This is a genomic window from Paraburkholderia sp. A1RI_3L, assembly GCF_048957895.1.
Lineage (GTDB): Bacteria > Pseudomonadota > Gammaproteobacteria > Burkholderiales > Burkholderiaceae > Paraburkholderia > Paraburkholderia kururiensis.
Map to the genome: position 1 here is coordinate 27,337 of NZ_JARCHA010000006.1, position 23,355 is coordinate 50,691.

Consider the following 23,355-nt stretch of genomic DNA (forward strand, 5'->3'; position numbering starts at 1 on the left):
CTTTATTTCCAGATATTCAGCGGCGACATGATCCAGAAGCCGACCACCACCAGCCAGACACAGCACACCGGAATGAACACCTTCCAGCCGAGACGCATGATCTGGTCGTAGCGGTAGCGCGGGAACGTGGCACGCGCCCAGATGAATACCGACAGCAGGAAAAAGACTTTCAGCACCAGCCAGAACACGCCCGGGATGAACGACAGGAAGCCGAACGGTGCGCTCCAGCCGCCGAGGAACAGCGTCGAAGCCAAGGCCGAGATCACGATCATGTTGATGTACTCGGCGAGGAAGAACAGCGCGAACGCCATACCCGAGTAGTCGATCATGTGGCCCGCGACGATTTCCGACTCCCCTTCCACCACGTCGAACGGGTGGCGGTTCGTTTCGGCGATGCCCGAGATGAAGTACACGACGAACATCGGCAGGAGCGGCAGCCAGTTCCACGAAAGCAGTGCCACGCCGTGATCGGCGAAGAAACCGCGTTCCTGCGAGTTCACGATGTCCGAGAGGTTGAGGCTGCCCGAGGTCATCAGAACGACCACGAGCGCGAAGCCCATGGCGATTTCGTACGAGACCATCTGCGCTGCGGCACGCATGGCGCCAAGGAAGGCGTACTTCGAGTTGGACGCCCAGCCGGCGAGAATCACGCCGTAGACGCCAATCGACGAGATCGCGATTGCGTACAGCAGACCCGCGTTGATGTTGCCGAGCACAGCGCCTGCCTGGAACGGAATCACGGCCCACACGGCGAACGCCGGCACCACCGTCATGATCGGAGCGATCAGGTAAGTCCAGCGGCTTGCCTGCGCCGGCTGGATCACTTCCTTCAGCAGCAGCTTCAGCACGTCTGCGATAGGCTGCAGAAGACCTGCGGGACCCACACGGTTCGGGCCAATACGCACGTGCATCCAGCCGATGAGCTTGCGCTCCCAGAGGATCAGGTACGCGACGCACAGCAGGATCACCACCGCCACCACCAGGATGCGCACGAGTGCCCACACCGTGGGCCACGCCACACCTAGCAACTGGCTGCCGCCTGCGTTGATCGTATCGAACAAGCTCATTTACGCCTTCTCCACCAGCAGTTCACCGAACAGGCTGCCCAGCGCCGCACCGGCGGGCGTTGCCGCCGGCACGCGCACCACCGTCTGCGCAAGATTCGCGTCGCGCACCGCCGGTGCCTGCACCGAGCGATCGCCTTGGCGCACGCGCACCGCGTCGCCGTCCTTCAAACCCAGCTGATCGAAGAGCGCTGCCGGCAGGCCCACCGTACCGGCCGCCTTCGCCGCCATCGTCAGATGCAGCGACGGCGCACGACGCACGAGCGGGTCGGCGTGGTAGATCGGCACATCGGACACGCGTTCGAAGCCGCCGTTGGCCGGCTTCGCCGCAGAACCCGCGATCGCACCGTTTGCCTTGTTCGACAGACGCGACGTGAGGTCGCCGTCGCCCAGCGCAGCCGTGCGCACTTCTTCGGACGTATCGAACTCGAAACCCGGCTTGCCAAGCAGGCTGCCGAGCACGCGCAGCACCTTCCAGGCCGGGCGGGCGTCGCCAAGCGGACGCACGACACCGTTGAACGACTGCACCGTGGCTTCGGCGTTGACGAACGTGCCGGACGTTTCCGTGAACGGCGCGATGGGCAGCAGGACGTCGGCGTATTCCGCGCCGGTCTTGAACGGCGACAGCACGACGACCATCTCGGCCTGATTCAGCGCAGACAGCGCCGCTGCCGGATTGGCCGTATCGAACTCGGGCTCGACGTTGAGCAGCACGTAGCCCTTGCGCGGCTGCTCGAACGCTTCGCGCGCGTTCAGGCCGCCCTCGCCCGGCAGCGCGCCGGCGAGATACGCGCCAACGGTGTTCGCCGCCTCGGTGAGGAAACCGAGCGTTGCGCCGGTGTTCTCCGCAATCCACTGTGCTGCGGCGTGCAGGCGTGCAAATTCGGGGTGCTGCACGGCGCTGTTGCCAAGCAGCACGACACGCCGTTCGCCGGCTGCGAGCGATGCCGCAACCTGCTTTGCCGCCTCGGACGGTTGGGCGCCCGCGAACGCTTCGGGCACGCTCACGCCGCGCGCTTGACCAACGGCTGCCGCGATGCCGGCCAGCTCGTCGAGCCATGCCGACGGTGCCGCCACGATGCGCTGTGCGGTCGGAATGAGCGAGTCGTCGTTCGTGGCCTGCAGCAGCGTGAGCTTTGCGCCACCCTTGGCGGCCTGGCGCAGACGCGCGGCCAGCAGCGGATGATCGCGACGCAGGAACGAACCGATCACGAACGCCGAGTCGAGGGTCGAGAGGTCGGCGATCTTCGTGCCGAGCCACGGTGCGCCCGCGAGCGGGGCCGAGAAATCCGACTGGCGCAGACGGAAATCGACGTTCGGCGTACCGACGGCGTTGGCCAGTTGCTTCAGCAGATAAAGCTCTTCAACCGTGCTGTGCGGGCTTGCGAGCGTGGCGAGCGCATTCGCGCCATGGTCGGCGGTGATGCCCTTCAGGCCCTTCATCACGTATTCGAGCGCCGTCTGCCAATCCGTCTCGATCCACTGGCCGCCTTGCTTCACCATCGGGCGCGTGAGGCGATCGTCGCTGTTGAGGCCCTCGTACGAGAAGCGGTCCTTGTCGGAAATCCAGCACTCGTTGATCGCTTCGTTTTCGAGCGGCAGCACGCGCATGACGCGGTTGTTCTTCACCTGCACCACGAGGTTTGCGCCGACGGAATCGTGCGGGCTCACCGACTTGCGGCGCGACAGTTCCCACGTGCGGGCGCTGTAGCGGAACGGCTTGCTCGTGAGCGCGCCGACCGGGCACAGGTCGATCATGTTGCCCGACAGTTCCGAGTCCACGGTCTTGCCGACGAACGACGTGATTTCCGAATGCTCGCCGCGACCCAGCATGCCGAGTTCCATCACGCCGGCAACTTCCTGGCCGAAGCGGACGCAACGCGTGCAGTGGATGCAGCGCGTCATCTCTTCCATGGAGATCAGTGGACCGACATTCTTGTGGAACACCACGCGCTTTTCTTCGCTGTAGCGCGACGACGATTTGCCGTAGCCGACCGCGAGATCCTGCAACTGGCATTCGCCTCCCTGATCGCAGATCGGGCAGTCGAGCGGGTGGTTGATGAGCAGGAATTCCATCACCGACTGCTGGGCCTTCACGGCCTTGTCGGAGGTGGTGCGCACGACCATGCCGGGCGACACCGGCGTGGCGCACGCCGGCACGGCCTTCGGCATCTTCTCGACCTCGACGAGACACATCCGGCAATTGGCCGCAATCGACAGCTTCTTGTGATAGCAGAAGTGAGGAATGTAGGTATCGACCTTGTGCGCAGCCTGGATCACCATGCTGCCTTCAGGCACCTCGACCTTCTTGCCGTCTATTTCGAGTTCAACCATGATGGTCAATCATCCTTAACCTGTTACCGCTCAATCGTTCGCCCCGTCCATCGCCTGCTGCAGCGATGAATTCGCGGTGTGGCGCGCTGGCCGTGTCTGCTGCGCGCGTTGCATTCGTTGCTGTTCCCGCCGGCTGCTCACTGGCCCGCTCCTGCCGACCGCTCGCTTCGCGGCGGCCTCAGGAACACCGCTTACGCAGCCACCGTCTCCGGCGCCGCCGGTGCACCGGCATGACCGCCAACGAGGCAACGCTTGTTGGCCACGTGATATTCGAATTCGTCCCAGTAGTGCTTGAGCATGCCGCGCACCGGCATGGCGGCTGCATCGCCGAGCGCGCAGATCGTACGGCCCATGATGTTTTCCGCCACGGAGTTCAGGAGATCCAGATCTTCCTTGCGGCCAAGACCATGCTCGATACGGTGCACCACGCGGTAGAGCCAGCCCGTGCCTTCGCGGCACGGCGTGCATTGACCGCACGACTCTTCGTAATAGAAGTACGACAGACGCAGCAGCGAGCGCACCATGCAGCGCGTCTCGTCCATCACGATCACGGCGCCCGAGCCGAGCATCGAACCGGCCTTCGCGATCGAATCGTAGTCGAGGTCGGTTTGCATCATGATGTCACCCGGGATCACCGGCGCCGACGAGCCGCCCGGAATCACCGCCTTGATCTTCTTGCCGCCGCGCATGCCGCCCGCAAGCTCCATCAGCGTGGCAAACGGGGTGCCGAGCGGCACTTCGTAGTTGCCAGGACGTTCGACGTCGCCGGACACCGAGAAGATCTTCGTACCACCGTTGTTGGGCTTGCCGAGTTCGAGGTAATTCTGCGGACCGATGGCCAGCAGGAACGGCACGGCCGCGAACGTTTCGGTGTTGTTGATCGTGGTCGGCTTGCCGTACACGCCGAAGCTCGCCGGGAACGGCGGCTTGAAGCGCGGCTGGCCCTTCTTGCCTTCCAGCGACTCGAGCAGCGCCGTTTCTTCGCCGCAGATGTACGCGCCGTAACCGTGGTGCGCGAAGAGGTCGAACGAGAAGTCCGTCCCCAGGATGTTCTTGCCGAGAAAGCCCGCGCGGCGCGCTTCTTCCAGCGCCTCTTCGAAGCGCTTGTAGACTTCCCAGATCTCGCCGTGGATGTAGTTGTAGCCCACGGTAATGCCCATCGCGTACGCGCCGATGGCCATGCCCTCGATCAGCGAATGCGGATTCCAGCGCAGGATGTCGCGATCCTTGAACGTGCCCGGTTCGCCTTCGTCCGAGTTGCAGACGAGATACTTCTGGCCGGGAAACTGACGCGGCATGAAGCTCCACTTGAGGCCGGTCGGGAAACCCGCACCGCCGCGGCCGCGTAGACCCGACGCCTTCACGTCCGCAATGACCTGCTCGGGCGGAATCTTCTCTTCGAGAATACGGCGCAGCTGCTTGTAACCGCCGCGCGCAACGTAGTCTTCGAGATGCCAGTTGTCGCCGTTCAGCCCGGCGAGAATCAGCGGCTTGATGTGCCGATCGTGCAAAGACGTCATTTCGAAAGTTCCTCGAGCAGCTGGTCGATCTTCTCGCGGCTCATGAAGCTGCACATGCGATGGTTGTTCACAAGCATCACGGGCGCGTCACCGCACGAGCCCATGCACTCGCCCTCTTTCAGGGTGAACTTGCCGTCCGGCGTGGTTTCGCCAAAGTCGATGCCGAGCTTCTGCTTCAGGTATTCGGCCGCGCTCTCCGAGCCGCCGTCCGGGCCCAGCTGGCACGGCAGGTTCGTGCAGAGCGTGATCTTGTATTTGCCGACGGGCTTCGTCTCGTACATCGTGTAGAAGGTCGCGACCTCCTGCACGGCGATCGCCGGCATGCCCAGATAGTCGGCGACGAACTGCATGAGTTCGGGCGACAGCCAGCCGTGCTCTTCCTGCGCGACGGCCAGCGCCGCCATCACCGCGGACTGCTTCTGGTCGGCGGGATATTTCGCGATCGAGCGATCGATTTCTTTCAGGCCTTCAGCTGAGATCATTTTCAGACACGACTCTTTCAATTCCTACCGAACGAAAACCTGTCGCGAACCGCTTGCTGCGACAGACGTGGCGTTCCTTGCATGATGCGCAGCGCGCGCCGGACTGCTTCTGCCCCGAGGCACGCGCCGTGTTGCGAAACCGCTTACCGGTCGATTTCCCCGAACACGATGTCCTGCGTGCCGATGATGGTCACGGCATCGGCAATCATGTGGCCGCGCGCCATTTCGTCGAGTGCCGCCAGGTGCGCGTAGCCGGGAGCGCGGATCTTGAGCCGGTACGGCTTGTTCGCGCCGTCGGAGACGAGATAGATGCCGAACTCGCCCTTCGGATGCTCGACGGCGGCGTAGGCCTCGCCTTCCGGCACGTGGAAGCCTTCCGTGAAGAGCTTGAAGTGGTGAATCAGCTCTTCCATGTTCGACTTCATGTTCACGCGCGACGGCGGCGCAACCTTGTGATTGTCGGTCATCACCGGACCCGGATTCTTGCGCAGCCATTCAATGCACTGTTTCGCAATGCGGGTGGACTGGCGCATTTCCTCGACGCGTACCAGGTAGCGGTCGTAGCAGTCACCGTTCACGCCGACCGGGATGTCGAAGTCGAGGCGGTCATACACCTCGTACGGCTGCTTCTTGCGCAGATCCCATTCGATACCGGAGCCGCGGATCATCGGACCCGTGAGACCCATCTGCAGGGCGCGCTCGGGACTCACCACACCGATGCCGACAAGACGCTGCTTCCAGATGCGGTTATCGGTGAGCAGCGTTTCGTATTCGTCGACGCAGTTGGGGAAGCGGGTGAAGAAATCGTCGATGAAGTCGAGCACCGAACCCTGGCGCGCTTCGTTCATTCTGGCGAGCGCCTTCTCGTTGCGGATCTTCGACGCCTTGTATTGCGGCATCGCATCCGGCAGGTCGCGATAGACGCCGCCAGGACGATAGTACGCCGCGTGCATCCGTGCGCCGGACACGGCTTCGTACACGTCCATCAGGTCTTCACGCTCGCGGAACGCGTAGAGAAACACCGCCATCGCGCCCACGTCGAGCGCGTGCGCGCCGATCCACATCAGGTGGTTCAACACGCGCGTGATTTCGTCGAACAGCACGCGAATGTATTGGGCGCGAACCGGCACGTCGATGCCGAGCAGCTTTTCGATCGCCATCACGTAGCCGTGCTCGTTGACCATCATCGACACGTAGTCGAGACGGTCCATGTACGGAACGGACTGAATGAACGTCTTGCTTTCGGCGAGCTTTTCGGTCGCGCGATGCAGAAGGCCGATGTGCGGATCGGCACGCTGGATCACTTCACCATCGAGCTCGAGCACGAGGCGCAGCACACCGTGCGCTGCCGGGTGCTGCGGGCCGAAATTGAGCGTGTAGTTTTTGATTTCTGCCATGGCACCCTCTTAGTGTTTCAGACCGCCATAGCGATCCTCGCGGATCACGCGCGGCGTGATTTCGCGCGGCTCGATCGTCACCGGCTGGTAGACGACGCGCTTCTCTTCCGGGTCGTAGCGCATTTCGACAAAGCCGGAAACCGGGAAGTCCTTGCGGAACGGGTGGCCGATGAAGCCATAGTCGGTGAGGATGCGGCGCAGGTCAGGATGGCCCTCGAACACAATGCCGTAAAGGTCGAACGCTTCGCGCTCGTACCAGTTGACCGAGTTCCAGATATCCACGACGGAGGGGACAATGGGGACTTCGTCGTCCGGTGCGAACACGCGCACGCGCAGACGCCAGTTGTTCGTCACCGAGAGCAGATGCAGCACGGCTGCAAAACGCGGGCCCTCGTAGGCACCGTCGCCGTACGCCTGATAGTCGACGCCGCACAGATCGATCAGTTGTTCGAAACGCAGCTTCGGATCGTCGCGCAGCTGCTTCGCCACGTCGAGGTATTCGCCTGCTTTCACGACGATCGTCAGCTCGCCGATCGCCTCGGTAATGCTCACGAGGCGGCCGCCAAAGGCCGCCTCGAGGTTCGCTTTCAGGGTCTCGAGTTTGCTTGCCATATTGTGGGGGAGGCTCAGGCCTTATTGACGGGCGATGGTGTTGGTGCGGCGGATCTTCGCCTGCAGCTGGATCACCCCGTAGACCAGGGCTTCGGCCGTGGGCGGACAGCCCGGCACGTACACGTCGACAGGTACGATGCGATCGCAGCCACGCACCACCGAATACGAATAGTGATAATAGCCGCCACCGTTGGCACACGAGCCCATCGAGATGACCCAGCGCGGCTCGGCCATCTGGTCGTACACCTTGCGCAGAGCCGGTGCCATCTTGTTGCACAGCGTACCGGCTACGATCATCACGTCCGACTGACGCGGGCTCGGGCGAAACACCACGCCAAAGCGGTCGAGGTCGTAGCGGGCTGCGCCCGCATGCATCATCTCTACCGCGCAACATGCAAGACCGAACGTCATCGGCCACAGCGAGCCAGTGCGCGTCCAGTTGATCAGCTTGTCAGCCGTGGTGGTGACAAACCCTTCCTTCAAGACCCCTTCGATACTCATTTGCTTTCCACTCCAGGCGGGCGGCATGGCGCTGCCACCCATGCAAACCGGCAATTAACCCGTTACTCCCAGTCGAGGCCGCCTTTCTTCCAGATATAGGCGAAGCCCAGCAGGAATTCGAGCAGAAAAATCATCATCGCGATGAAGCCCGGCCAGCCGATGTCGCGCAGGGCAACGCCCCACGGGAACATGAATGCGGTCTCGAGATCGAAGATGATGAAGAGGATGGCCACGAGGTAGTACCGCACATCGAATTTCATGCGGGCGTCTTCGAAAGCTTCGAAGCCGCACTCGTACGGCGCGTTCTTGTCGGCGTCAGGCCGGTTGGGACCAAGAATCTTGCCAATGCTGACCAGCGCTATACCCAAACCGGTGCCCACAAGGAGGAACAACAAGACGGGGAAATAGGCTGCGAGGTTCAAGACTATCCTCAATCGGTTGGTTCTGGATTCCGCGAGCGCTGTGCGGCCCGCGGCATATTACTTCAGAAGCTTGACGGACGCCGCCAAACGAACAAATACGACGCCAGAAGTAAAAATGCCAGCCGAAGCGAAGCAGCGGCTGGCATTAGATAACATTGGTGCCGACGGCGAGACTCGAACTCGCACAGCTTTCGCCACTACCCCCTCAAGATAGCGTGTCTACCAATTTCACCACGTCGGCACTGTATGCAATCCGGGAAAACAACTTGTTGAAACCCGCGAATCGCTTCAAGACTTGAATTCTAACCTGTCTAAACAGATTGTTCAACGCATCAAAGCGGGTCTGTCGAAAATTTATTTCGGCACGTCCTGGCCCGGAGTCGATGCAGCCGAAGCCGCGGCAGGCAACGAAGCCGGCGCAACAACCGACGCAGCGGAGGCAACCGCAGGCGCATTTGTTGCAGCGCCCAACACACCCGCTGAAGGCTTCGAATGATACGAGCCGAGATAAGTAAGCGCCAGCGTCGATACGAAAAAGACTGTTGCAAGCACGGCGGTTGTACGCGAAAGGAAATTCGCGGAACCGCTTGCACCGAACAGACTGCCCGACGCGCCGCTGCCGAACGCGGCGCCCATGTCCGCACCCTTGCCGTGTTGTAGCAGCACGAGGCCGATAACGCCAAGCGCCGACAGCAGCTGGACGACAATGATCAACGTCTTCAAATACAGCATTACACTCACCTGAGGTTCTGTTAAAGCGGTGACATCAAGCCGTCACGCGCATGGAAGCATGGGTGCCGCGATGCTGCGGCAACCGAAACGCCTTACGAAGCCTGAGCGGCGCTCGCCGCGGCAGCGGCCTCGCAGATCGCGATGAAATCGGCCTCCTTGAGCGAAGCGCCGCCGATCAAGCCACCATCGATATCGCTTTCGCGGAACAACTCTTCCGCGTTGTCGGGCTTCACGCTACCGCCATACAGCAGCGGCACGTCCGCCACGGTGGCGCCTTTCGCCGCCAGCTGCGCGCGCAGGAACGCGTGCACCTGCTGAGCCTGCGCCGCCGTAGCGCTGCGCCCGGTACCAATCGCCCACACCGGCTCATAGGCCACGACGATTCGCGCCGCCTCGTCGGACGAGAGCTTTGCGAGCACTTCGCCAAGCTGCACGTCCACCACCTGCTCAGTGGTCCCGGCTTCACGCTGCTCGAGCGTTTCGCCCACACACACGATTGGGGTCAAACCCGCCTCGAGCGCGCGCTGCGTTTTGACCGCCACGAGTTCCGCGCTTTCGTAGTGATATGCACGGCGCTCCGAATGCCCGACGATCGCGAACGACGCGCCAAATTCGCGCGCCATCTCGGCAGCCACTTCGCCGGTGTAGGCGCCTTGCGCGTTGGCCGACACGTCCTGCACGCCCCACGCGACGCAGCTGCCCTCGAGCAGGGACTGCACCTGCGCGAGATACGGAAACGGCACGCAAACACCAACGCGGACATCGGCGGGAAGCGCTGCGGCCCGCTTTGCGATCGCCTGCAGCAACGTGGCGTTCGCTTCGAGGCGACCGTGCATCTTCCAGTTACCGACTACCAGTTTCGCTCGTTGTTTCGACATCGTCTCGTCGTGTCCTCTCGTGTCGCGGGCTGCCCGCGGTCCGTTGCCGGGGCAGCGAAAGCAAAAACGCGCAATTTTACTGTGCGACCGCCAAGCCGGTCAAACCGCACATGTCAAGCCCCCTGCCAGTTCAGCACGATCTTGCCGATGTGCTCGCTGCTCTCCATGAGCGCATGCGCCTCGGCCGCACGCGCGGCCTCGAACACACGGTAGACGACCGGCTTGATGCGACCCTCGTCGATCAGCGGCCACACGCGCTCCTTCAGTTGCGCAGCCACTTGCGCCTTGAACTCCACGGGACGCGGGCGCAGCGTCGAGCCGGTGATGGTCAGCCGACGCCGCAGGATTTCGTTGAGGTTAACTTCCGCCTTCGCGCCGCCGAGCATGGCGATCAGCACGATGCGTCCGCCATCCGCGAGTGCCGAAAGCTCGCGCGGAATGTAGCTCCCGCCCACCATGTCGAGAATCACGTCGACGCCACGATCGTTCGTGAGCGACTTGAGTACTTCGACGAAGTCTTCGGTCCGGTAGTTGATGGCGCGCTCGGCACCCAGTTGCTCGCATGCGCGGCACTTGTCTTCGGAACCCGCCGTCGCGAAGACGCGAAAGCCCAGCGCGTGCGCAATCTGGATGGCCGTCACGCCGATGCCGCTCGAGCCGCCCTGAACGAGCAGCGTCTCGTTCGCACCGCCCTCGCCCGCGCCCAGTTGCGCGCGCATGAAGACATTGCTCCACACCGTGAAGAACGTCTCGGGCAAAGACGCGGCCTCGACGTCCGACAGTGCGCCCGGCACCGGCAGACATTGCTGGAGCGGCACCGCGGCGTACTCGGCATAACCGCCGCCCGCGAGCAGTGCGCATACGCGGTCACCTTCCTTCAGGCCGAACGGATTGCGTTTGGGATCGATCGTGCCGCCGGCGATCACACCCGCCACCTCCAGGCCCGGCAAGTCCGAAGCGCCGGGCGGCGGCGCATAAGCGCCCTTGCGCTGGAAGACGTCCGGACGGTTCACGCCCGAAGCCGCCACCTTGATCAAGACCTCACCGGCCTTGGGTTCCGGCATGGGCCGCTCGGCAAGCTTGAGCACGTCAGGCGCGCCGAACTCCGTAATTTCGATCGCTTTCATCCGCGTTCCCCTGAGTCTGGATTGCACTGCAAACGGCAGACAGCATGCCCTGGATTAACGTTGCATGCAGCGCGATCCGCGCTCGCGTTTCGCGTGCCATCAAGAAAAACGGCCGGCACGCTTGCGCGCTGCCGGCCGTCGTCATGCTACCGCGTTACTGCTGCGGAGCCGGCTCGCCCTGCGGCGCGCCGGAGGGCGAGTCGTTGAGCAACGCCTTGGCCGACAGGCGCACGCGACCCTTCTCGTCCGTCTGGATGACCTTGACCTTCACGACCTGGCCTTCCTTCAGATAGTCGTTGATGTCCTTGATGCGCTCGTTGGCAATTTCCGAGATGTGCAGCAGGCCGTCCTTGCCCGGCAGCAGGTTCACGATCGCGCCGAAGTCCAGCAGCTTGAGAATCGTGCCCTCGTAGATCTGACCGACCTCGACTTCCGCCGTGATCGCTTCGATGCGGCGCTTCGCTTCGGCCATGCCTTCGCTGCTCGTGCTCGCAATCGTCACGACGCCGTCGTCGGAGATGTCGATGGTCGTGCCGGTTTCTTCGGTCAGCGCGCGGATCACCGAACCGCCCTTGCCGATCACGTCGCGGATCTTCTCCGGGTTGATCTTCACGGTGATCATGCGCGGCGCGAACGCCGACAGTTCCGTGTTCGCACCCGACACCGCGGCCGTCATCTTGCCGAGGATGTGCATGCGGCCTTCCTTCGCCTGCGCGAGCGCGACCTGCATGATTTCCTTCGTGATGCCCTGGATCTTGATGTCCATCTGCAGCGCGGTCACGCCGTCGGCCGTACCGGCCACCTTGAAGTCCATGTCGCCCAGGTGGTCCTCGTCGCCGAGAATGTCGCTCAGCACCGCGAACTTGTTGTCTTCGAGGATCAGCCCCATCGCGATGCCCGCGACGTGCGCCTTCATCGGCACGCCGGCGTCCATCAGTGCGAGACAGCCGCCGCACACCGAAGCCATCGACGACGAACCATTCGATTCCGTGATTTCGGACACCACACGAATCGAGTAGCCGAACTCTTCGGCGCTCGGCAGGCACGCGACGAGCGCGCGCTTGGCAAGACGGCCGTGGCCGATTTCGCGGCGCTTCGGCGAGCCCACCCGGCCGGTTTCGCCGGTCGCGAACGGCGGCATGTTGTAGTGGAGCATGAAGCGGTCGCGGTACTCGCCTTCGAGCGCGTCGATGATCTGCTCGTCACCCTTCGTGCCGAGCGTCGCCACCACGAGCGCCTGCGTTTCGCCGCGCGTGAAGAGCGCCGAGCCGTGCGTACGCGGCAGCACGCCGGTGCGGATTTCGATCGGACGCACGGTGCGCGTATCGCGGCCGTCGATGCGCGGTTCGCCGTTCAGGATCTGGCCGCGAACGATCTTCGCTTCCAGGTCGAACAGGATGTTGCCGACAGTCGCGGCATCCGGCGCTTCGCCAGCCGACGTCACGGCGTCTTCCGCCAGCTTCGCCGTCACGGCCGAGTAGATTTCCTTGACCTTCGCCGAGCGGGCCTGCTTTTCGCGAATCTGGTAGGCCGCCTGCAGGTCGGCCAGCGCGAGTTCCGTCACGCGCGCGATCAGCGGCTCGTTCTTCGGTGCCGGCTGCCAGTTCCACTCCGGCTTGCCGCCTTCGCGCACGAGTTCGTGAATCGCGTCGATCGCGGTTTGCATCTGCTCGTGGCCGAACACGACTGCGCCCAGCATCACGTCTTCCGGCAGTTGGTCCGCTTCGGATTCCACCATCAGCACGGCGCGCTCCGTACCCGCCACGACGAGGTCGAGGCGCGATTCCTTGATCTGCGCGCGCGTGGGGTTCAGCACGTATTCGTTGTTGATGTACGCAACCCGCGCGGCGCCCACCGGGCCGTTGAACGGCAGGCCCGACACCGCGAGTGCAGCCGATGCGCCGATCAGGGCCGGGATGTCCGACGGAATGTCCGGATTCACCGACAACACGTGAATGACGACCTGCACTTCGTTGTAGAAGCCTTCAGGGAAAAGCGGGCGCAGCGGACGGTCGATCAGGCGCGAAATGAGCGTTTCGCCTTCCGAGGGACGGCCTTCGCGGCGGAAGAAGCCGCCGGGAATCTTGCCGGCCGAATACGTTTTCTCGATGTAGTCGACGGTGAGCGGGAAGAAATCCTGGCCGGGCTTGGCCGACTTCGCGCCGACCACGGTCGCGAGCACGACCGTATCTTCGACGTCGACGAGGACGGCGCCGCTCGCCTGACGGGCGATTTCACCCGTTTCGAGGCGAACGTTATGCTGGCCCCATTTGAATTCCTTCACGACTTTGTTGAACATGGACATAGAAGTCACTCCTTGACTCGTTCGTTGTTATACCGCGCACCCTCGGGCGCGGCTACGCGAGGACCGGCACCGCATGGCTAGAGGAGTGTTATGCCATTCCAGCGGATCACGTTCGCGCGAGGCGGGCGAACCGCGATCGCATGAACCGCTGGAATGACACAAAGCTCTACCCAGAAAGCCCGGTCATCGAGGCGTACTGCCTGGTGCTACCCAGTGGCCTGCCGGTGCGCAGCACATGAAGCGCACCGTTCAAAAACAAAATGCCTGCATCAGCTGACTGACACAGGCATCTTGTTGAAAAACCGTCCGGTTACTTGCGCAGACCAAGCTTTTCGATCAGCGCGCGGTAACGATCAGCGTCCTTGCCCTTCAGGTAGTCGAGCAGCTTGCGGCGGCGGCTCACCATGCGCAGCAGGCCGCGGCGGCTGTGGTGATCCTTCGCGTGGGACTTGAAGTGAACGGTGAGTTCGTTGATACGGGACGTGAGAAGCGCCACCTGAACTTCGGGCGAACCCGTGTCGTTGGTGCCACGCGCGAATTGCGCGACTACGTCGGACTTCTTGATATCTGCTACAGACATTTGATTTCCTTTGAATCGAACGGGCGGTCACGGAAGAAAGGCCGTGCCGTGGGGGTTACAGCAAGGGCGATATTGTAGCACAGCGACCGCGCCAAACCGAAACCCCAATCATGGACGCTTCATCTGGCACGTGGTGGGCGGCACAGTACGCTGTGCGGGCAGTGCCAGCACCGTGCGAAAACCGTAGCCCGAGCCCTCGTTGTCGTAGCGCACGCCCGGCACACCGGCTTTCTCCATGGCCATCACGTAAAGGGGCTGGATCAGCTGATGATCCTCAGCGCGCATCCATTCGGCGTGAAAGCCGTTGTCGAACTTCATGCCTTCCAGCGCGCGCGCCACGGCCGCCGGATCGGCGGAACGGGCTCGCCCCATCGCGTCGGCCAGCATCTCGACAAGCAGGCTCATGCGCAGCACGGGGTAGTCGTCGGCGGCGTTGGGATAACGCGCGCGAAACGCCGCGTACCAGACATCCGACTGCGCACCGCCTGCATTCGGATGCCAGTCCGCAACCGCAAATACGCGTCCGACGCCGGCATCGCCCAAGGCCGCCGGTGCACCGAGACTGTTGCCGTAGAACGTATAGAACTTCGCGTCGAAGCCCTGTTCGCGCGCCGCTTTCACGAGCAGCGTCAGATCGTTGCCCCAGTTGCCTGTCACGACGGCATCCGCGCCGCTCGCGCGAATCTTGGCGATATAGGGCGAAAAATCCTTGATGCGGCCAATCGCGTGGAACTCGTCGCCCACCACCGCGATGTCGGGCCGCTTCGACGCCAGCGCGGTTCGGGCAAGCGCGCTCACGTCGTGGCCGAAGCTGTAGTCCTGATTCAGCAGGTACACCTTCTTCACGGAGGCGTCACGCGCGATCACGTCGGCGAGCGCGTCCATGCGCATGCCGGCGTGGGCGTCGAAACGGAAGTGCCAGAAGCTGCAATTGGCGTTCGTGAGCGCGGGGTCGTCGGCGGAGTAGTTGAGAAACAGCTCGCGATTGTCGGGATTGCGGCTGTTCTGCTTCTCGATGGCATCGAGGAGCGCGGCCGCCACCGCCGAGCTGTTGCCCTGCAGGATGAAGCCGATGTGCCGGTCGGCCGCCGCGCGCAGCTGGACGAGCGCGGCCTCGGCACTGCCCTTGCTGTCCAGCACGACGAGTTCGAGCGGATGAGTGCCGTCGGCCAATTGCACGCCGCCGCGTGCGTTCACGCGCTCGACGCCGAACCGGAGATTGCGCTCCACGGCCGCGCCGGCATTTGCGAACGGACCCGACATGCCTTCGATCAGGGCAAGGCGGATCGGCTCACCGGCATGGCTGGCTCCCGGCACCGGCGTTGCCGCCTCTGCGGTGACGCCCGGCCACGTTGCCAGCGATGCAACGAGCGTCATCGCAGCGACCGCCACCTTCAGTGCCACCTTCAGTGCCGCCCTCGGCGCCACACTCGACCCTGCCCCACCGTACCTCATCGCAACTCCCGGAAAGCCTTGGAAGCGCGGATCATAGGCCGCAGGCAGGCGAGCGGCAAGTACGGCGGCGGCACGTCCGGACCGCCCGCGCCACCGCCCCTCTGACGGGGCCCGTGTCAAAATGACGAGGTTCGACGCCACACGTTCTGCCCATGCTCCCGGAGGCTTTCATGCGTATTTCAACGACCACCGCGCGACCGCGCACCTTGCTTGCAGCGCTTGCCGCCTGCTTCGGCGCACTGACGCTCGCGGGTTGCGCGCAGCCCTGGCAGCAGGTGCAGCCGGGGGCGGACCAGTCGACGATCGTTGCACGACTGGGCGCGCCGCGCGAAGTCTACGATCTCCCGAATGGCGGACACCGCCTGATGTGGCCGACCCAGCCGATGGGCGAAACGACCACCGCGGCGGACATCGACGCCTCGGGCAAGATCGTGAGCGTGCGCCAGGTCCTGCAACCCAACGAGTTCTATCGCGCCGAGATCGGCAAGTGGACCCGCGCCGACGTGCTCGTGAATTTTGGCCGGCCGGTGGAAACGTCGTATTTCCCGCTGATGAAGCGCGAGGTGTGGACCTATCGCTACCTGGAAGACAACGTCTGGTACATGCTCTACAGCTTCTACTTCGACGACAACGGCACACTGCGCCTCACGCAGAAGACGCCGGATCCGCTCCACGATCCTGACCGCCGTAATCTGTTCTGACACCTGCACGGCGCGCCCTTCACCGCGTCACCCGCTGTCTTTCACCACACCGCCAAATGCCGCCCACCGGGCGGCATTTTTTATTCGCCCGGCATGAAACCGATTTTTTTCGGATTTTGTCTGAATTTTTTCTGATAGAAAGCGTTTTGTAATGGTCAAACAGCGCTCCCGCTCAACGTGGAGTCACTTCCTATGAACCTTCCGAAACGCATGCTCGTCGCGAACGTCGCCTGGGCGCAGGAAATCGCCCGGCGCGACCCGCAATTCTTTGCCACGCTCGCTCAGGGCCAGAATCCTCAAGTGCTGTGGATCGGCTGCTCCGACAGTCGCGTGCCCGCCGAAAGTGTCACTCATTGCGCACCCGGCGACCTCTTCGTCCATCGCAACATTGCCAACCTGTTCGACGCCGGCGACGACAACTCCATGAGCGTGCTCGAATACGCCGTCGAGGTGTTGCGCGTGAAGCACATCATCGTCTGCGGACATTACGGATGCGGCGGCGTACGCGCCTCGTTCATGCCCCCGGCACCGCATCTGCCGCACGTGAACCGGCGCATCCGGCCGCTGTGCGAACTCGCGCAGACACATCGCACGGAGCTCGACGGCATTGCGCCAGAGCAGGCACGCATCGACCGGCTCGCCGAACTGAACGTGATCGCTCAGGTGCAGCGCCTGCGCGAGCATCCCATCGTCGCGCGAAGCGAGCCGCCACCGCTCGTGCACGGCTGGATCTTTTCGCTCGCAGACGGCCAGTTGCGCGAACTCGAATCGGGATACGAACACGTGTCTGCCACGGCCGCCCTAGGGCTCGAACTCGCGCTCAAACGGGCTTGAGTTCTCTCGAGACTTTCAGCGCGCACATACGCTCACCGCATCACGCACACCACCTTTCACCGCCCACTTCGCCATGACCCCGAAAGATTATCTATCTTCGCTACCGCGCGACCTTGCCGCCGGCACCGTCGTGTTCCTCGTTGCGCTGCCGCTCTGTCTCGGCATCGCCAAAGCCTCCGGCGCGGAGCCCTTCGCCGGACTCGTGTCGGGCATCGTCGGCGGGCTCATCGTTGCCGCGCTGAGCGGTTCGCGATTGAGCGTGAGCGGCCCGGCCGCGGGCCTCGTCGTGATCGTGATCGACGGTATCGCGCGCCTCGGCAGCTTTTCGGCGTTTCTCGTCGCCGTGCTGCTGTCGGGCGCGATCCAGTTCGTCTTCGGCATGCTCAAGGCCGGACGGCTTGCGGCCTATGTGCCCTCGCCCGTCATCAAAGGCATGCTCGCGGCCATCGGGCTGCTGCTCATCATCAAGCAGTTGCCGCTCGCACTCGGGCTCACCTCGGGCCCAGGAAGCGACGCGGCATCTGCCGTCGCGCACGCCGGCTCCATCGCCACGCCGTTCGGCGCCGTCTCGCCCATGGCGTGCGCCGTCGCGGTGTTGTCGCTCGCGCTGCTGGCAGGCTGGGAAACGCGCGCGTTGCGCCGCTTCAAGCTGGTGCGGCTCGTGCCGGCGCCGCTTGCCGTCGTGGTGATCGGCATCGCGGCAACGCTCGCGGGCGAAGCGCTCGGCGCCTCGTTCGCCCTGCCCGTCGAGCATCGCGTCGCACTTCCCGAACTCGCGTCGCTTGCGGCACTCGGCAACGCGCTCAGCTTCATCGACTTCGGTCCGGGCCTCGCCCGGCTCGCCGACCCTGCCGTATGGATCGTCGCGATCACGCTGGCCGTTGTCGCGAGCCTCGAATCGCTGTTGAGCCTCGAAGCCGTGGAGCAGATCGATCCGCAGCGCCGGCCTGCGCCGCCTGACCGCGAGCTGAAAGCGCAAGGCGTGGGCAACCTGGTCGCGGGCGCTATCGGCGGGCTGCCGATCACGTCGGTCATCGTGCGCAGTTCGGCCAATGTGCATGCCGGCGCGCAGAGCCGTCTGTCGGCGATCTTTCATGGGGTGCTGCTGCTCGTCAGCCTGTTTGCGCTCACGGATGTCATCAATCTGATTCCGCTCGCCTGCCTCGCGGCGATTCTGATCTTCACGGGCATCAAGCTCGCGAAGCCGTCGCTGTTCGTCGCCATGGCGAAGCAAGGTGCGGCGCCGTTCGTGCCGTTCGTCGCGACGGTGGGCGGCGTGCTCGCCACCGATCTGCTGATGGGCATTCTGCTTGGCGTGGCATGCAGCGTTGCGCTCGCGTTGTGGGCGAATCTGCATCGGCCCATCGCGCTTGCGCAGCACGACGATCATTTTCTGCTGTCGTTTCGCAAAGACGTTTCGTTTCTCGGCAAGGTACCGCTCAAGCAGATGCTTTCGCGCATTCCGGATCGCGCGACCGTGATCGTCGATACGACGCGTGCCGACTTCATCGATCACGACGTACGGGAACTGCTCGACCGCTTCATTGAGGACGCGCCGGAACGCGCGATCGCTGTCGAGATGCGGCATGCCACGCCGGTGCTGCCCACCGCGACGCGCGGCTGGAGCTGGAACCGTGGGCTCGCACAGCAGACAGGCGGGCGCTGAAATAGAAAGCGGCCGCTGAAACTACAAGCGGCCGCACGAGAAGCATGAAGAGAAATACGACGAGGGCGCCTGGCAGCGTCCTCGTCACAGGAGCAGTGAGTCAGATGCCGCCGCTTTGCGGATTGAGCTTGTCCGTATCGGCATGCAGCTTGTTGAGCGCCGAGATGTAAGCCTTCGCCGAAGCCGCGACGATATCCGGGTCCGTGCCCACGCCGTTCACGATGCGCCCGGCCTTCGAGAGTCGCACGGTCACTTCGCCCTGCGCCTGCGTGCCGGTCGTGATGGCATTCACCGAATACAGCATGAGCTCGGAGCCGCTGCCCACTTCGGTTTCGATCGCGTTGAGCGTGGCGTCGACGGGACCGTTGCCGTTCGCCTCGGCCGTGGTTTCCTTGCCGTTCACCGTGAACACGATGCGCGCGTGCGGCCGCTCGCCCGTCTCCGAATGTTGCGCGAGGGAGATGAACTTGTAGTGCTCTTTTTCCTGCGCCTCGGCCGACTCTTCGCTGACGATCGCGATGATGTCTTCGTCGAAGATTTCAGCCTTGCGGTCGGCCAGTTCCTTGAAGCGTGCGAACGCGTTGTTGAGATCGGTCTCGCTGTCGAGCGTGATGCCGAGTTCCTGGAGACGCTGCTTGAACGCGTTGCGGCCCGACAGCTTGCCGAGCACGATCTTGTTCGCACTCCAGCCCACGTCTTCCGCGCGCATGATCTCGTAGGTGTCGCGCGCCTTCAGCACACCGTCCTGGTGAATGCCGGACGCGTGCGCGAACGCGTTGGCGCCCACCACCGCCTTGTTCGGCTGCACCACGAAGCCCGTGATCTGCGAGACGAGCTTCGAGGCGGGCACGATCTGCGTCGTATCGATACCGACGTCGAGCCCGAAGTAGTCCTTGCGCGTCTTCACCGCCATCACGACTTCTTCGAGCGAGGTATTGCCTGCACGCTCGCCGAGGCCGTTGATCGTGCATTCCACCTGGCGCGCGCCGCCGATCTTCACGCCGGCAAGCGAGTTCGCCACGGCCATGCCCAGGTCGTTGTGGCAGTGCACCGAGAAGATCGCCTTGTCCGAGTTCGGAATGCGCTCGCGCAGCGTCTTCACGAGATTGCCGTACAGCTCGGGCACGCCGTAGCCGACGGTGTCCGCGATATTGATCGTGGTTGCGCCTTCGGCAATCACGGCTTCGAGCACACGGCACAGGAAGTCCATGTCCGAGCGGCTGCCGTCTTCCGGAGAGAACTCGACGTCGTCGGTGAACTTGCGCGCGAAGCGCACGGCGAGCCGAGCCTGTTCGTAGACCTGATCCGGCGTCATGCGCAGCTTCTTCTCCATGTGCAGCGGCGAAGTGGCGATGAACGTGTGAATGCGGAAGCGGTTCGCGGGCGCGAGCGCGTCGGCGGCACGCTGAATGTCCTTGTCGTTCGCGCGGGCGAGCGAGCAAACCGTGCTTTCCTTCACCATCGACGCGATCGTATGAATGGCATCGAAATCGCCGTTCGAACTCGCGGCGAAGCCTGCTTCGATCACGTCCACGCGCATGCGTTCGAGCTGCCTCGCGATACGGACTTTTTCTTCTTTCGTCATCGACGCGCCGGGCGACTGCTCGCCGTCACGCAACGTCGTATCGAAAATAATCAGCTTGTCTGCCATCTTGGGTCTCCAGGGATTCGCTCAGGAACGGAAAGGGAGTACGGAATACGGTTGTTTGCGCCACCGCTGGCGACGCTGACAACGTACGGGCAGACGGAGGGCGGAAACGATCAGCGCGGCAGGCGCGCTAGCGCTAGCACGCGTAGCGGCGCGCCGGCTAGAAGGGAAAGGAGGGGGAACTTGAAGGTCACCATGCGGGCGACTATAGCGGGATTCAGCCAAACGTGCAATTGGCGCCGGCACCGGTCTGTGGGCGATCCGGGGGCCAAAACCGCGGCCCGGCATACGTCTGTTGCCGGACCGCGCGAGGCCGAAAATCCCCGCGCCGCTCAGCGTTCGCGAGGCAGCGAACGCGCCGGGTTGGTGCGGCCGCGCAGCGTCTGGTATGCCCAGAACACGTAGCCGGAAAGGCCGTACAGCACGAAGAGGCCGAATAGCATCAGCGGCGGGTCCGACGACACCAGCACGAACGCCACCACGACGAGCAGCGTGGCCGCGAACGGCACGCGGTGCCGCACGTCGAGCGCCTTGCCGCTGTAGAACGGCGCATTCGACACCATCGTGACGCCGGCGTAGACGGTAAGCGCGAACGCCACCCACGGCAGCCAGCCGAGTTTGAGCGGCACGCGGTTGTCGGTGGCAAGCCAGACGAAGCCGGCAATGAGCGCGGCCGCTGCCGGGCTCGGCATGCCCTGGAAGAAGCGCTTGTCGACCACACCGATGTTGGTGTTGAAGCGCGCGAGCCGCAGCGCAGCGCCGGAGCAGTAGACGAACGCGGCAAGCCAGCCCCAGCGCCCAAGGTCCTTGAGAATCCATTCGTACATCACGAGCGCCGGAGCCACACCGAACGACACCATGTCCGAGAGGCTGTCGAACTGCTCGCCGAAGGCGCTCTGCGTATGCGTCATGCGGGCGACGCGGCCATCCATGCCGTCCAGCACCATCGCGACGAAAATGGCGATGGCCGCCACTTCGAAGCGCACGTTCATCGCCTGCACCACGGCGAAGAAGCCGCAGAACAGCGCGGCCGTGGTGAATGCGTTGGGCAGCAGGTAGATGCCGCGCTTTCTCAGGAACTGCTGACGCGCGGCCCGCCGGCCCGCGTCCACAGCGACCGTTTCCTGGACGCTCTTGTTGCGGCGAAAGGAACGCGGCAGAGGTGCGCCGCCGCTGTTGCGAGGTCGGCGTTTGAATGCGGCCATCGAAGAACCTCCCTATGCCGCGTTAGAGCTCGGCCAGAATGGTCGACGACGCGAAAACCTTCTCGCCGATCGACACGCGCGGCCGGCTTCCCATGGGCAGGTACACATCGACGCGCGAGCCGAAGCGGATGAAGCCGTAACGCTGGCCGCGCGTGAGCGGTTCGCCCGCACGCACGTAGCAGAGAATGCGGCGCGCAATCAGGCCGGCGATCTGCACCGCGGTCACCGTATGCCCGCTCGCCGTATTGATCACGAGGGCGTTGCGCTCGTTTTCGAGCGATGCCTTGTCGACTGCCGCGTTCAGATACGCGCCGGGAAAATACTCGACCTTCGAAATGACGCCATCCACGGGCGAGCGCTGCGAGTGCACGTTGAACACGTTCATGAACACGCTGATCTTGAGTGCCTCGCGATTCGCATAGGGGTCGTGCGCCGTTTCGACGGCGACGATCCGGCCGTCGGCCGGGCACAGCACGGCGTTCGCCTGCTGCGGAATGGGACGCGGCGGATCGCGGAAAAACTGGACGACGAAAACGAGGATCAACCAGAATGGCCATGCGAGGGCGAGCCCCGCGATGGCGTGGATCAACAACGCAACGACGGCGGCGATGGCGATGAACGGCCAGCCTTCGCGCGCGATGATCGGATGAGGGTAATTCATTGATGGCTTCGGTATTTTTGTAAAACCGTAGGATAGCAAAAGCCGCCCAGGGTTCTGCACACCTGGGCGGCTTCCGGGTACTTCATGCGCTTCACATGCGTGCGCGCCATGCCGGGCAAACGGGCAGCAGACTGGACCTGCAACCGTCCCGCCAGGCCGCCCGCTTTCCCCACATGCGGCCGGCTTAGTTCTTCGACTGATCGACCAGCTTGTTCTTCGCGATCCACGGCATCATCGCGCGCAGCTTGCTGCCCACCTGCTCGATCTGGTGCTCGGCCGTGATGCGGCGACGCGATTGCAGCGTCGGCGCGCCGGCGCGGTTTTCGAGAATGAAGCTCTTCGCGTACTCGCCCGTCTGGATGTCCTTCAGCACATCCTTCATCACCTTCTTGGTTTCTTCGGTGACGACGCGCGGACCTGTCACGTACTCGCCATATTCGGCGTTGTTCGAGATCGAGTAGTTCATGTTCGCGATGCCGCCTTCATAGATCAGGTCGACGATCAGCTTCAGTTCGTGCAGGCACTCGAAGTACGCCATTTCCGGCGCATAGCCCGCTTCGACCAGCGTTTCGAAGCCGGCCTTGATGAGCTCCACCGTACCGCCGCACAGCACGGCCTGTTCGCCGAACAGGTCGGTTTCCGTTTCTTCGCGGAAGTTCGTTTCGATGATGCCGGCACGGCCGCCGCCGTTCGCTGCCGCGTACGAGAGCGCGATGTCGCGCGCCGCGCCGGACTTGTCCTGCGCCACGGCGATCAGGTGCGGCACGCCGCCGCCTTGCGTGTAGGTGCCGCGCACAGTGTGGCCCGGGGCCTTCGGCGCGATCATGATCACGTCGAGGTCGGCGCGCGGAATCACCTGGCCGTAGTGCACGTTGAAGCCGTGTGCGAACGCGAGCGCCGCGTTCTGCTTGATGTTGGCGTGCACTTCGTTCTTGTAGACCTCGGCGATCTGCTCGTCGGGCAGCAGCATCATCACGACGTCGGCGCCCTTCACCGCTTCGGCCACTTCCTTCACCGTGAGGCCGGCGTTTTCCGCCTTGCTCCACGACGCGCCGTTGCGGCGCAGGCCGACCGTGACGTGCACGCCGCTTTCCTTCAGGTTCAGCGCGTGCGCATGGCCTTGCGAGCCATAGCCGATGATCGTGACCTGCTTGCCTTTGATGAGGGAGAGGTCGGCGTCCTTGTCGTAGAAAACTTTCATGTCTGTTCCTTGACGATATTCAGGGTATTC

At 63.6% G+C, this 23,355-nt stretch carries 22 protein-coding genes and 1 tRNA gene; 3 read left to right on the forward strand and 20 right to left on the reverse strand.

Features of this window, described 5'->3' with window-relative positions; genetic code table 11:
* Positions 1–2: 2 nt before the first annotated feature.
* The 15 genes from nuoH to PXJ20_RS17560 form a co-directional block, all read right to left on the reverse strand.
* Positions 3–1,067: an NADH-quinone oxidoreductase subunit NuoH gene (gene nuoH, locus PXJ20_RS17490; protein WP_126878514.1), complete on the reverse strand. Its 1,065-nt coding sequence runs from the start codon at positions 1,065–1,067 to the stop codon at positions 3–5.
* Entirely contained in the window at positions 1,068–3,398 is a 2,331-nt protein-coding gene (gene nuoG / locus PXJ20_RS17495) for an NADH-quinone oxidoreductase subunit NuoG (RefSeq protein ID WP_421030605.1), read from the reverse strand. It abuts the gene before it with no gap.
* 191 nt (positions 3,399–3,589) lie between these two features.
* Positions 3,590–4,918, reverse strand: coding sequence for an NADH-quinone oxidoreductase subunit NuoF (gene nuoF, locus PXJ20_RS17500; protein ID WP_017774410.1), 1,329 nt, complete (start codon positions 4,916–4,918; stop codon positions 3,590–3,592).
* Entirely contained in the window at positions 4,915–5,400 is a 486-nt protein-coding gene (gene nuoE / locus PXJ20_RS17505) for an NADH-quinone oxidoreductase subunit NuoE (protein WP_017774409.1), read from the reverse strand. The genes nuoF and nuoE overlap by 4 nt, the downstream gene beginning before the upstream one ends.
* 143 nt (positions 5,401–5,543) lie before the next feature.
* Positions 5,544–6,797: an NADH-quinone oxidoreductase subunit D gene (locus PXJ20_RS17510; RefSeq protein WP_126878512.1), complete on the reverse strand. Its 1,254-nt coding sequence runs from the start codon at positions 6,795–6,797 to the stop codon at positions 5,544–5,546.
* A gap of 9 nt (positions 6,798–6,806) precedes the next feature.
* Entirely contained in the window at positions 6,807–7,409 is a 603-nt protein-coding gene (locus tag PXJ20_RS17515; protein ID WP_017774407.1) for an NADH-quinone oxidoreductase subunit C, read from the reverse strand.
* A gap of 21 nt (positions 7,410–7,430) precedes the next feature.
* Positions 7,431–7,910 (reverse strand): NuoB/complex I 20 kDa subunit family protein, encoded by a 480-nt coding sequence (locus PXJ20_RS17520; protein ID WP_006052903.1) that lies wholly within the window; start codon positions 7,908–7,910, stop codon positions 7,431–7,433.
* Between the two features lie 62 nt (positions 7,911–7,972).
* Positions 7,973–8,332, reverse strand: a complete 360-nt coding sequence (locus PXJ20_RS17525) for an NADH-quinone oxidoreductase subunit A (protein WP_017774406.1) — start codon at positions 8,330–8,332, stop codon at positions 7,973–7,975.
* 156 nt (positions 8,333–8,488) lie between these two features.
* Positions 8,489–8,573 (reverse strand) — tRNA-Leu (locus PXJ20_RS17530).
* 113 nt (positions 8,574–8,686) lie between these two features.
* A complete protein-coding gene (secG, locus tag PXJ20_RS17535) occupies positions 8,687–9,064 on the reverse strand; it encodes a preprotein translocase subunit SecG (protein WP_017774405.1) in 378 nt (125 codons plus the stop codon).
* Positions 9,065–9,156: 92 nt separating this feature from the next.
* Positions 9,157–9,942 carry a triose-phosphate isomerase gene (gene tpiA, locus PXJ20_RS17540; RefSeq protein WP_421030602.1) on the reverse strand — a complete coding sequence of 262 codons (786 nt, stop codon included), beginning with the start codon at positions 9,940–9,942 and terminating at the stop codon, positions 9,157–9,159.
* 113 nt (positions 9,943–10,055) lie between these two features.
* On the reverse strand, positions 10,056–11,069 hold the full coding sequence (locus PXJ20_RS17545; protein WP_017774403.1) for an NAD(P)H-quinone oxidoreductase: 1,014 nt from the start codon (positions 11,067–11,069) through the stop codon (positions 10,056–10,058).
* 154 nt (positions 11,070–11,223) lie between these two features.
* Positions 11,224–13,374: a polyribonucleotide nucleotidyltransferase gene (pnp, locus tag PXJ20_RS17550; protein ID WP_126878508.1), complete on the reverse strand. Its 2,151-nt coding sequence runs from the start codon at positions 13,372–13,374 to the stop codon at positions 11,224–11,226.
* Positions 13,375–13,684: 310 nt separating this feature from the next.
* Positions 13,685–13,954, reverse strand: a complete 270-nt coding sequence (rpsO, locus tag PXJ20_RS17555; protein ID WP_017774401.1) for a 30S ribosomal protein S15 — start codon at positions 13,952–13,954, stop codon at positions 13,685–13,687.
* Between the two features lie 108 nt (positions 13,955–14,062).
* On the reverse strand, positions 14,063–15,331 hold the full coding sequence (locus tag PXJ20_RS17560) for a branched-chain amino acid ABC transporter substrate-binding protein (protein ID WP_421030997.1): 1,269 nt from the start codon (positions 15,329–15,331) through the stop codon (positions 14,063–14,065).
* Between the two features lie 248 nt (positions 15,332–15,579).
* Between PXJ20_RS17560 and PXJ20_RS17565 the strand changes: the two genes are divergently transcribed.
* Positions 15,580–16,110, forward strand: a complete 531-nt coding sequence (locus PXJ20_RS17565) for a hypothetical protein (protein ID WP_199543934.1) — start codon at positions 15,580–15,582, stop codon at positions 16,108–16,110.
* Between the two features lie 27 nt (positions 16,111–16,137).
* On the opposite strand, the gene PXJ20_RS17570 is transcribed toward PXJ20_RS17565, so the two are convergent.
* Positions 16,138–16,269, reverse strand: coding sequence for a hypothetical protein (locus PXJ20_RS17570; protein ID WP_421030601.1), 132 nt, complete (start codon positions 16,267–16,269; stop codon positions 16,138–16,140).
* A gap of 33 nt (positions 16,270–16,302) precedes the next feature.
* On the opposite strand from PXJ20_RS17570, the gene PXJ20_RS17575 reads away from it, so the two are divergent.
* A complete protein-coding gene (locus PXJ20_RS17575) occupies positions 16,303–16,944 on the forward strand; it encodes a carbonic anhydrase (RefSeq protein ID WP_421030599.1) in 642 nt (213 codons plus the stop codon).
* A gap of 73 nt (positions 16,945–17,017) precedes the next feature.
* Positions 17,018–18,610, forward strand: a complete 1,593-nt coding sequence (locus PXJ20_RS17580; protein WP_421030598.1) for a SulP family inorganic anion transporter — start codon at positions 17,018–17,020, stop codon at positions 18,608–18,610.
* Positions 18,611–18,710: 100 nt separating this feature from the next.
* Here PXJ20_RS17580 and PXJ20_RS17585 read toward each other — a convergent pair whose 3' ends face one another.
* From PXJ20_RS17585 to ilvC, 4 genes are all read right to left on the reverse strand, one after another.
* Entirely contained in the window at positions 18,711–20,261 is a 1,551-nt protein-coding gene (locus tag PXJ20_RS17585; RefSeq protein ID WP_017774396.1) for a 2-isopropylmalate synthase, read from the reverse strand.
* Between the two features lie 329 nt (positions 20,262–20,590).
* On the reverse strand, positions 20,591–21,463 hold the full coding sequence (gene pssA, locus PXJ20_RS17590) for a CDP-diacylglycerol--serine O-phosphatidyltransferase (protein WP_017774395.1): 873 nt from the start codon (positions 21,461–21,463) through the stop codon (positions 20,591–20,593).
* Positions 21,464–21,485: 22 nt separating this feature from the next.
* Positions 21,486–22,124: a phosphatidylserine decarboxylase gene (locus tag PXJ20_RS17595; protein WP_017774394.1), complete on the reverse strand. Its 639-nt coding sequence runs from the start codon at positions 22,122–22,124 to the stop codon at positions 21,486–21,488.
* A gap of 184 nt (positions 22,125–22,308) precedes the next feature.
* Positions 22,309–23,325, reverse strand: coding sequence for a ketol-acid reductoisomerase (gene ilvC / locus PXJ20_RS17600; RefSeq protein ID WP_017774393.1), 1,017 nt, complete (start codon positions 23,323–23,325; stop codon positions 22,309–22,311).
* Between the last annotated feature and the right edge of the window lie 30 nt (positions 23,326–23,355).

Bases quoted from the DNA above. Each gene is read 5' to 3' on its own strand.
- nuoH (WP_126878514.1), bottom strand. From the start codon at position 1,067: ATGAGCTTGTTCGATACGATCAACGCAGGCGGCAGCCAGTTGCTAGGT.
- nuoG (WP_421030605.1), bottom strand. From the start codon at position 3,398: ATGGTTGAACTCGAAATAGACGGCAAGAAGGTCGAGGTGCCTGAAGGC.
- nuoF (WP_017774410.1), bottom strand. From the start codon at position 4,918: ATGACGTCTTTGCACGATCGGCACATCAAGCCGCTGATTCTCGCCGGG.
- nuoE (WP_017774409.1), bottom strand. From the start codon at position 5,400: ATGATCTCAGCTGAAGGCCTGAAAGAAATCGATCGCTCGATCGCGAAA.
- PXJ20_RS17510 (WP_126878512.1), bottom strand. From the start codon at position 6,797: ATGGCAGAAATCAAAAACTACACGCTCAATTTCGGCCCGCAGCACCCG.
- PXJ20_RS17515 (WP_017774407.1), bottom strand. From the start codon at position 7,409: ATGGCAAGCAAACTCGAGACCCTGAAAGCGAACCTCGAGGCGGCCTTT.
- PXJ20_RS17520 (WP_006052903.1), bottom strand. From the start codon at position 7,910: ATGAGTATCGAAGGGGTCTTGAAGGAAGGGTTTGTCACCACCACGGCT.
- secG (WP_017774405.1), bottom strand. From the start codon at position 9,064: ATGCTGTATTTGAAGACGTTGATCATTGTCGTCCAGCTGCTGTCGGCG.
- tpiA (WP_421030602.1), bottom strand. From the start codon at position 9,942: ATGTCGAAACAACGAGCGAAACTGGTAGTCGGTAACTGGAAGATGCAC.
- PXJ20_RS17545 (WP_017774403.1), bottom strand. From the start codon at position 11,069: ATGAAAGCGATCGAAATTACGGAGTTCGGCGCGCCTGACGTGCTCAAG.
- pnp (WP_126878508.1), bottom strand. From the start codon at position 13,374: ATGTCCATGTTCAACAAAGTCGTGAAGGAATTCAAATGGGGCCAGCAT.
- rpsO (WP_017774401.1), bottom strand. From the start codon at position 13,954: ATGTCTGTAGCAGATATCAAGAAGTCCGACGTAGTCGCGCAATTCGCG.
- PXJ20_RS17560 (WP_421030997.1), bottom strand. From the start codon at position 15,331: ATGACGCTCGTTGCATCGCTGGCAACGTGGCCGGGCGTCACCGCAGAG.
- PXJ20_RS17565 (WP_199543934.1), top strand. From the start codon at position 15,580: ATGCGTATTTCAACGACCACCGCGCGACCGCGCACCTTGCTTGCAGCG.
- PXJ20_RS17575 (WP_421030599.1), top strand. From the start codon at position 16,303: ATGAACCTTCCGAAACGCATGCTCGTCGCGAACGTCGCCTGGGCGCAG.
- PXJ20_RS17580 (WP_421030598.1), top strand. From the start codon at position 17,018: ATGACCCCGAAAGATTATCTATCTTCGCTACCGCGCGACCTTGCCGCC.
- PXJ20_RS17585 (WP_017774396.1), bottom strand. From the start codon at position 20,261: ATGGCAGACAAGCTGATTATTTTCGATACGACGTTGCGTGACGGCGAG.
- pssA (WP_017774395.1), bottom strand. From the start codon at position 21,463: ATGGCCGCATTCAAACGCCGACCTCGCAACAGCGGCGGCGCACCTCTG.
- PXJ20_RS17595 (WP_017774394.1), bottom strand. From the start codon at position 22,124: ATGAATTACCCTCATCCGATCATCGCGCGCGAAGGCTGGCCGTTCATC.
- ilvC (WP_017774393.1), bottom strand. From the start codon at position 23,325: ATGAAAGTTTTCTACGACAAGGACGCCGACCTCTCCCTCATCAAAGGC.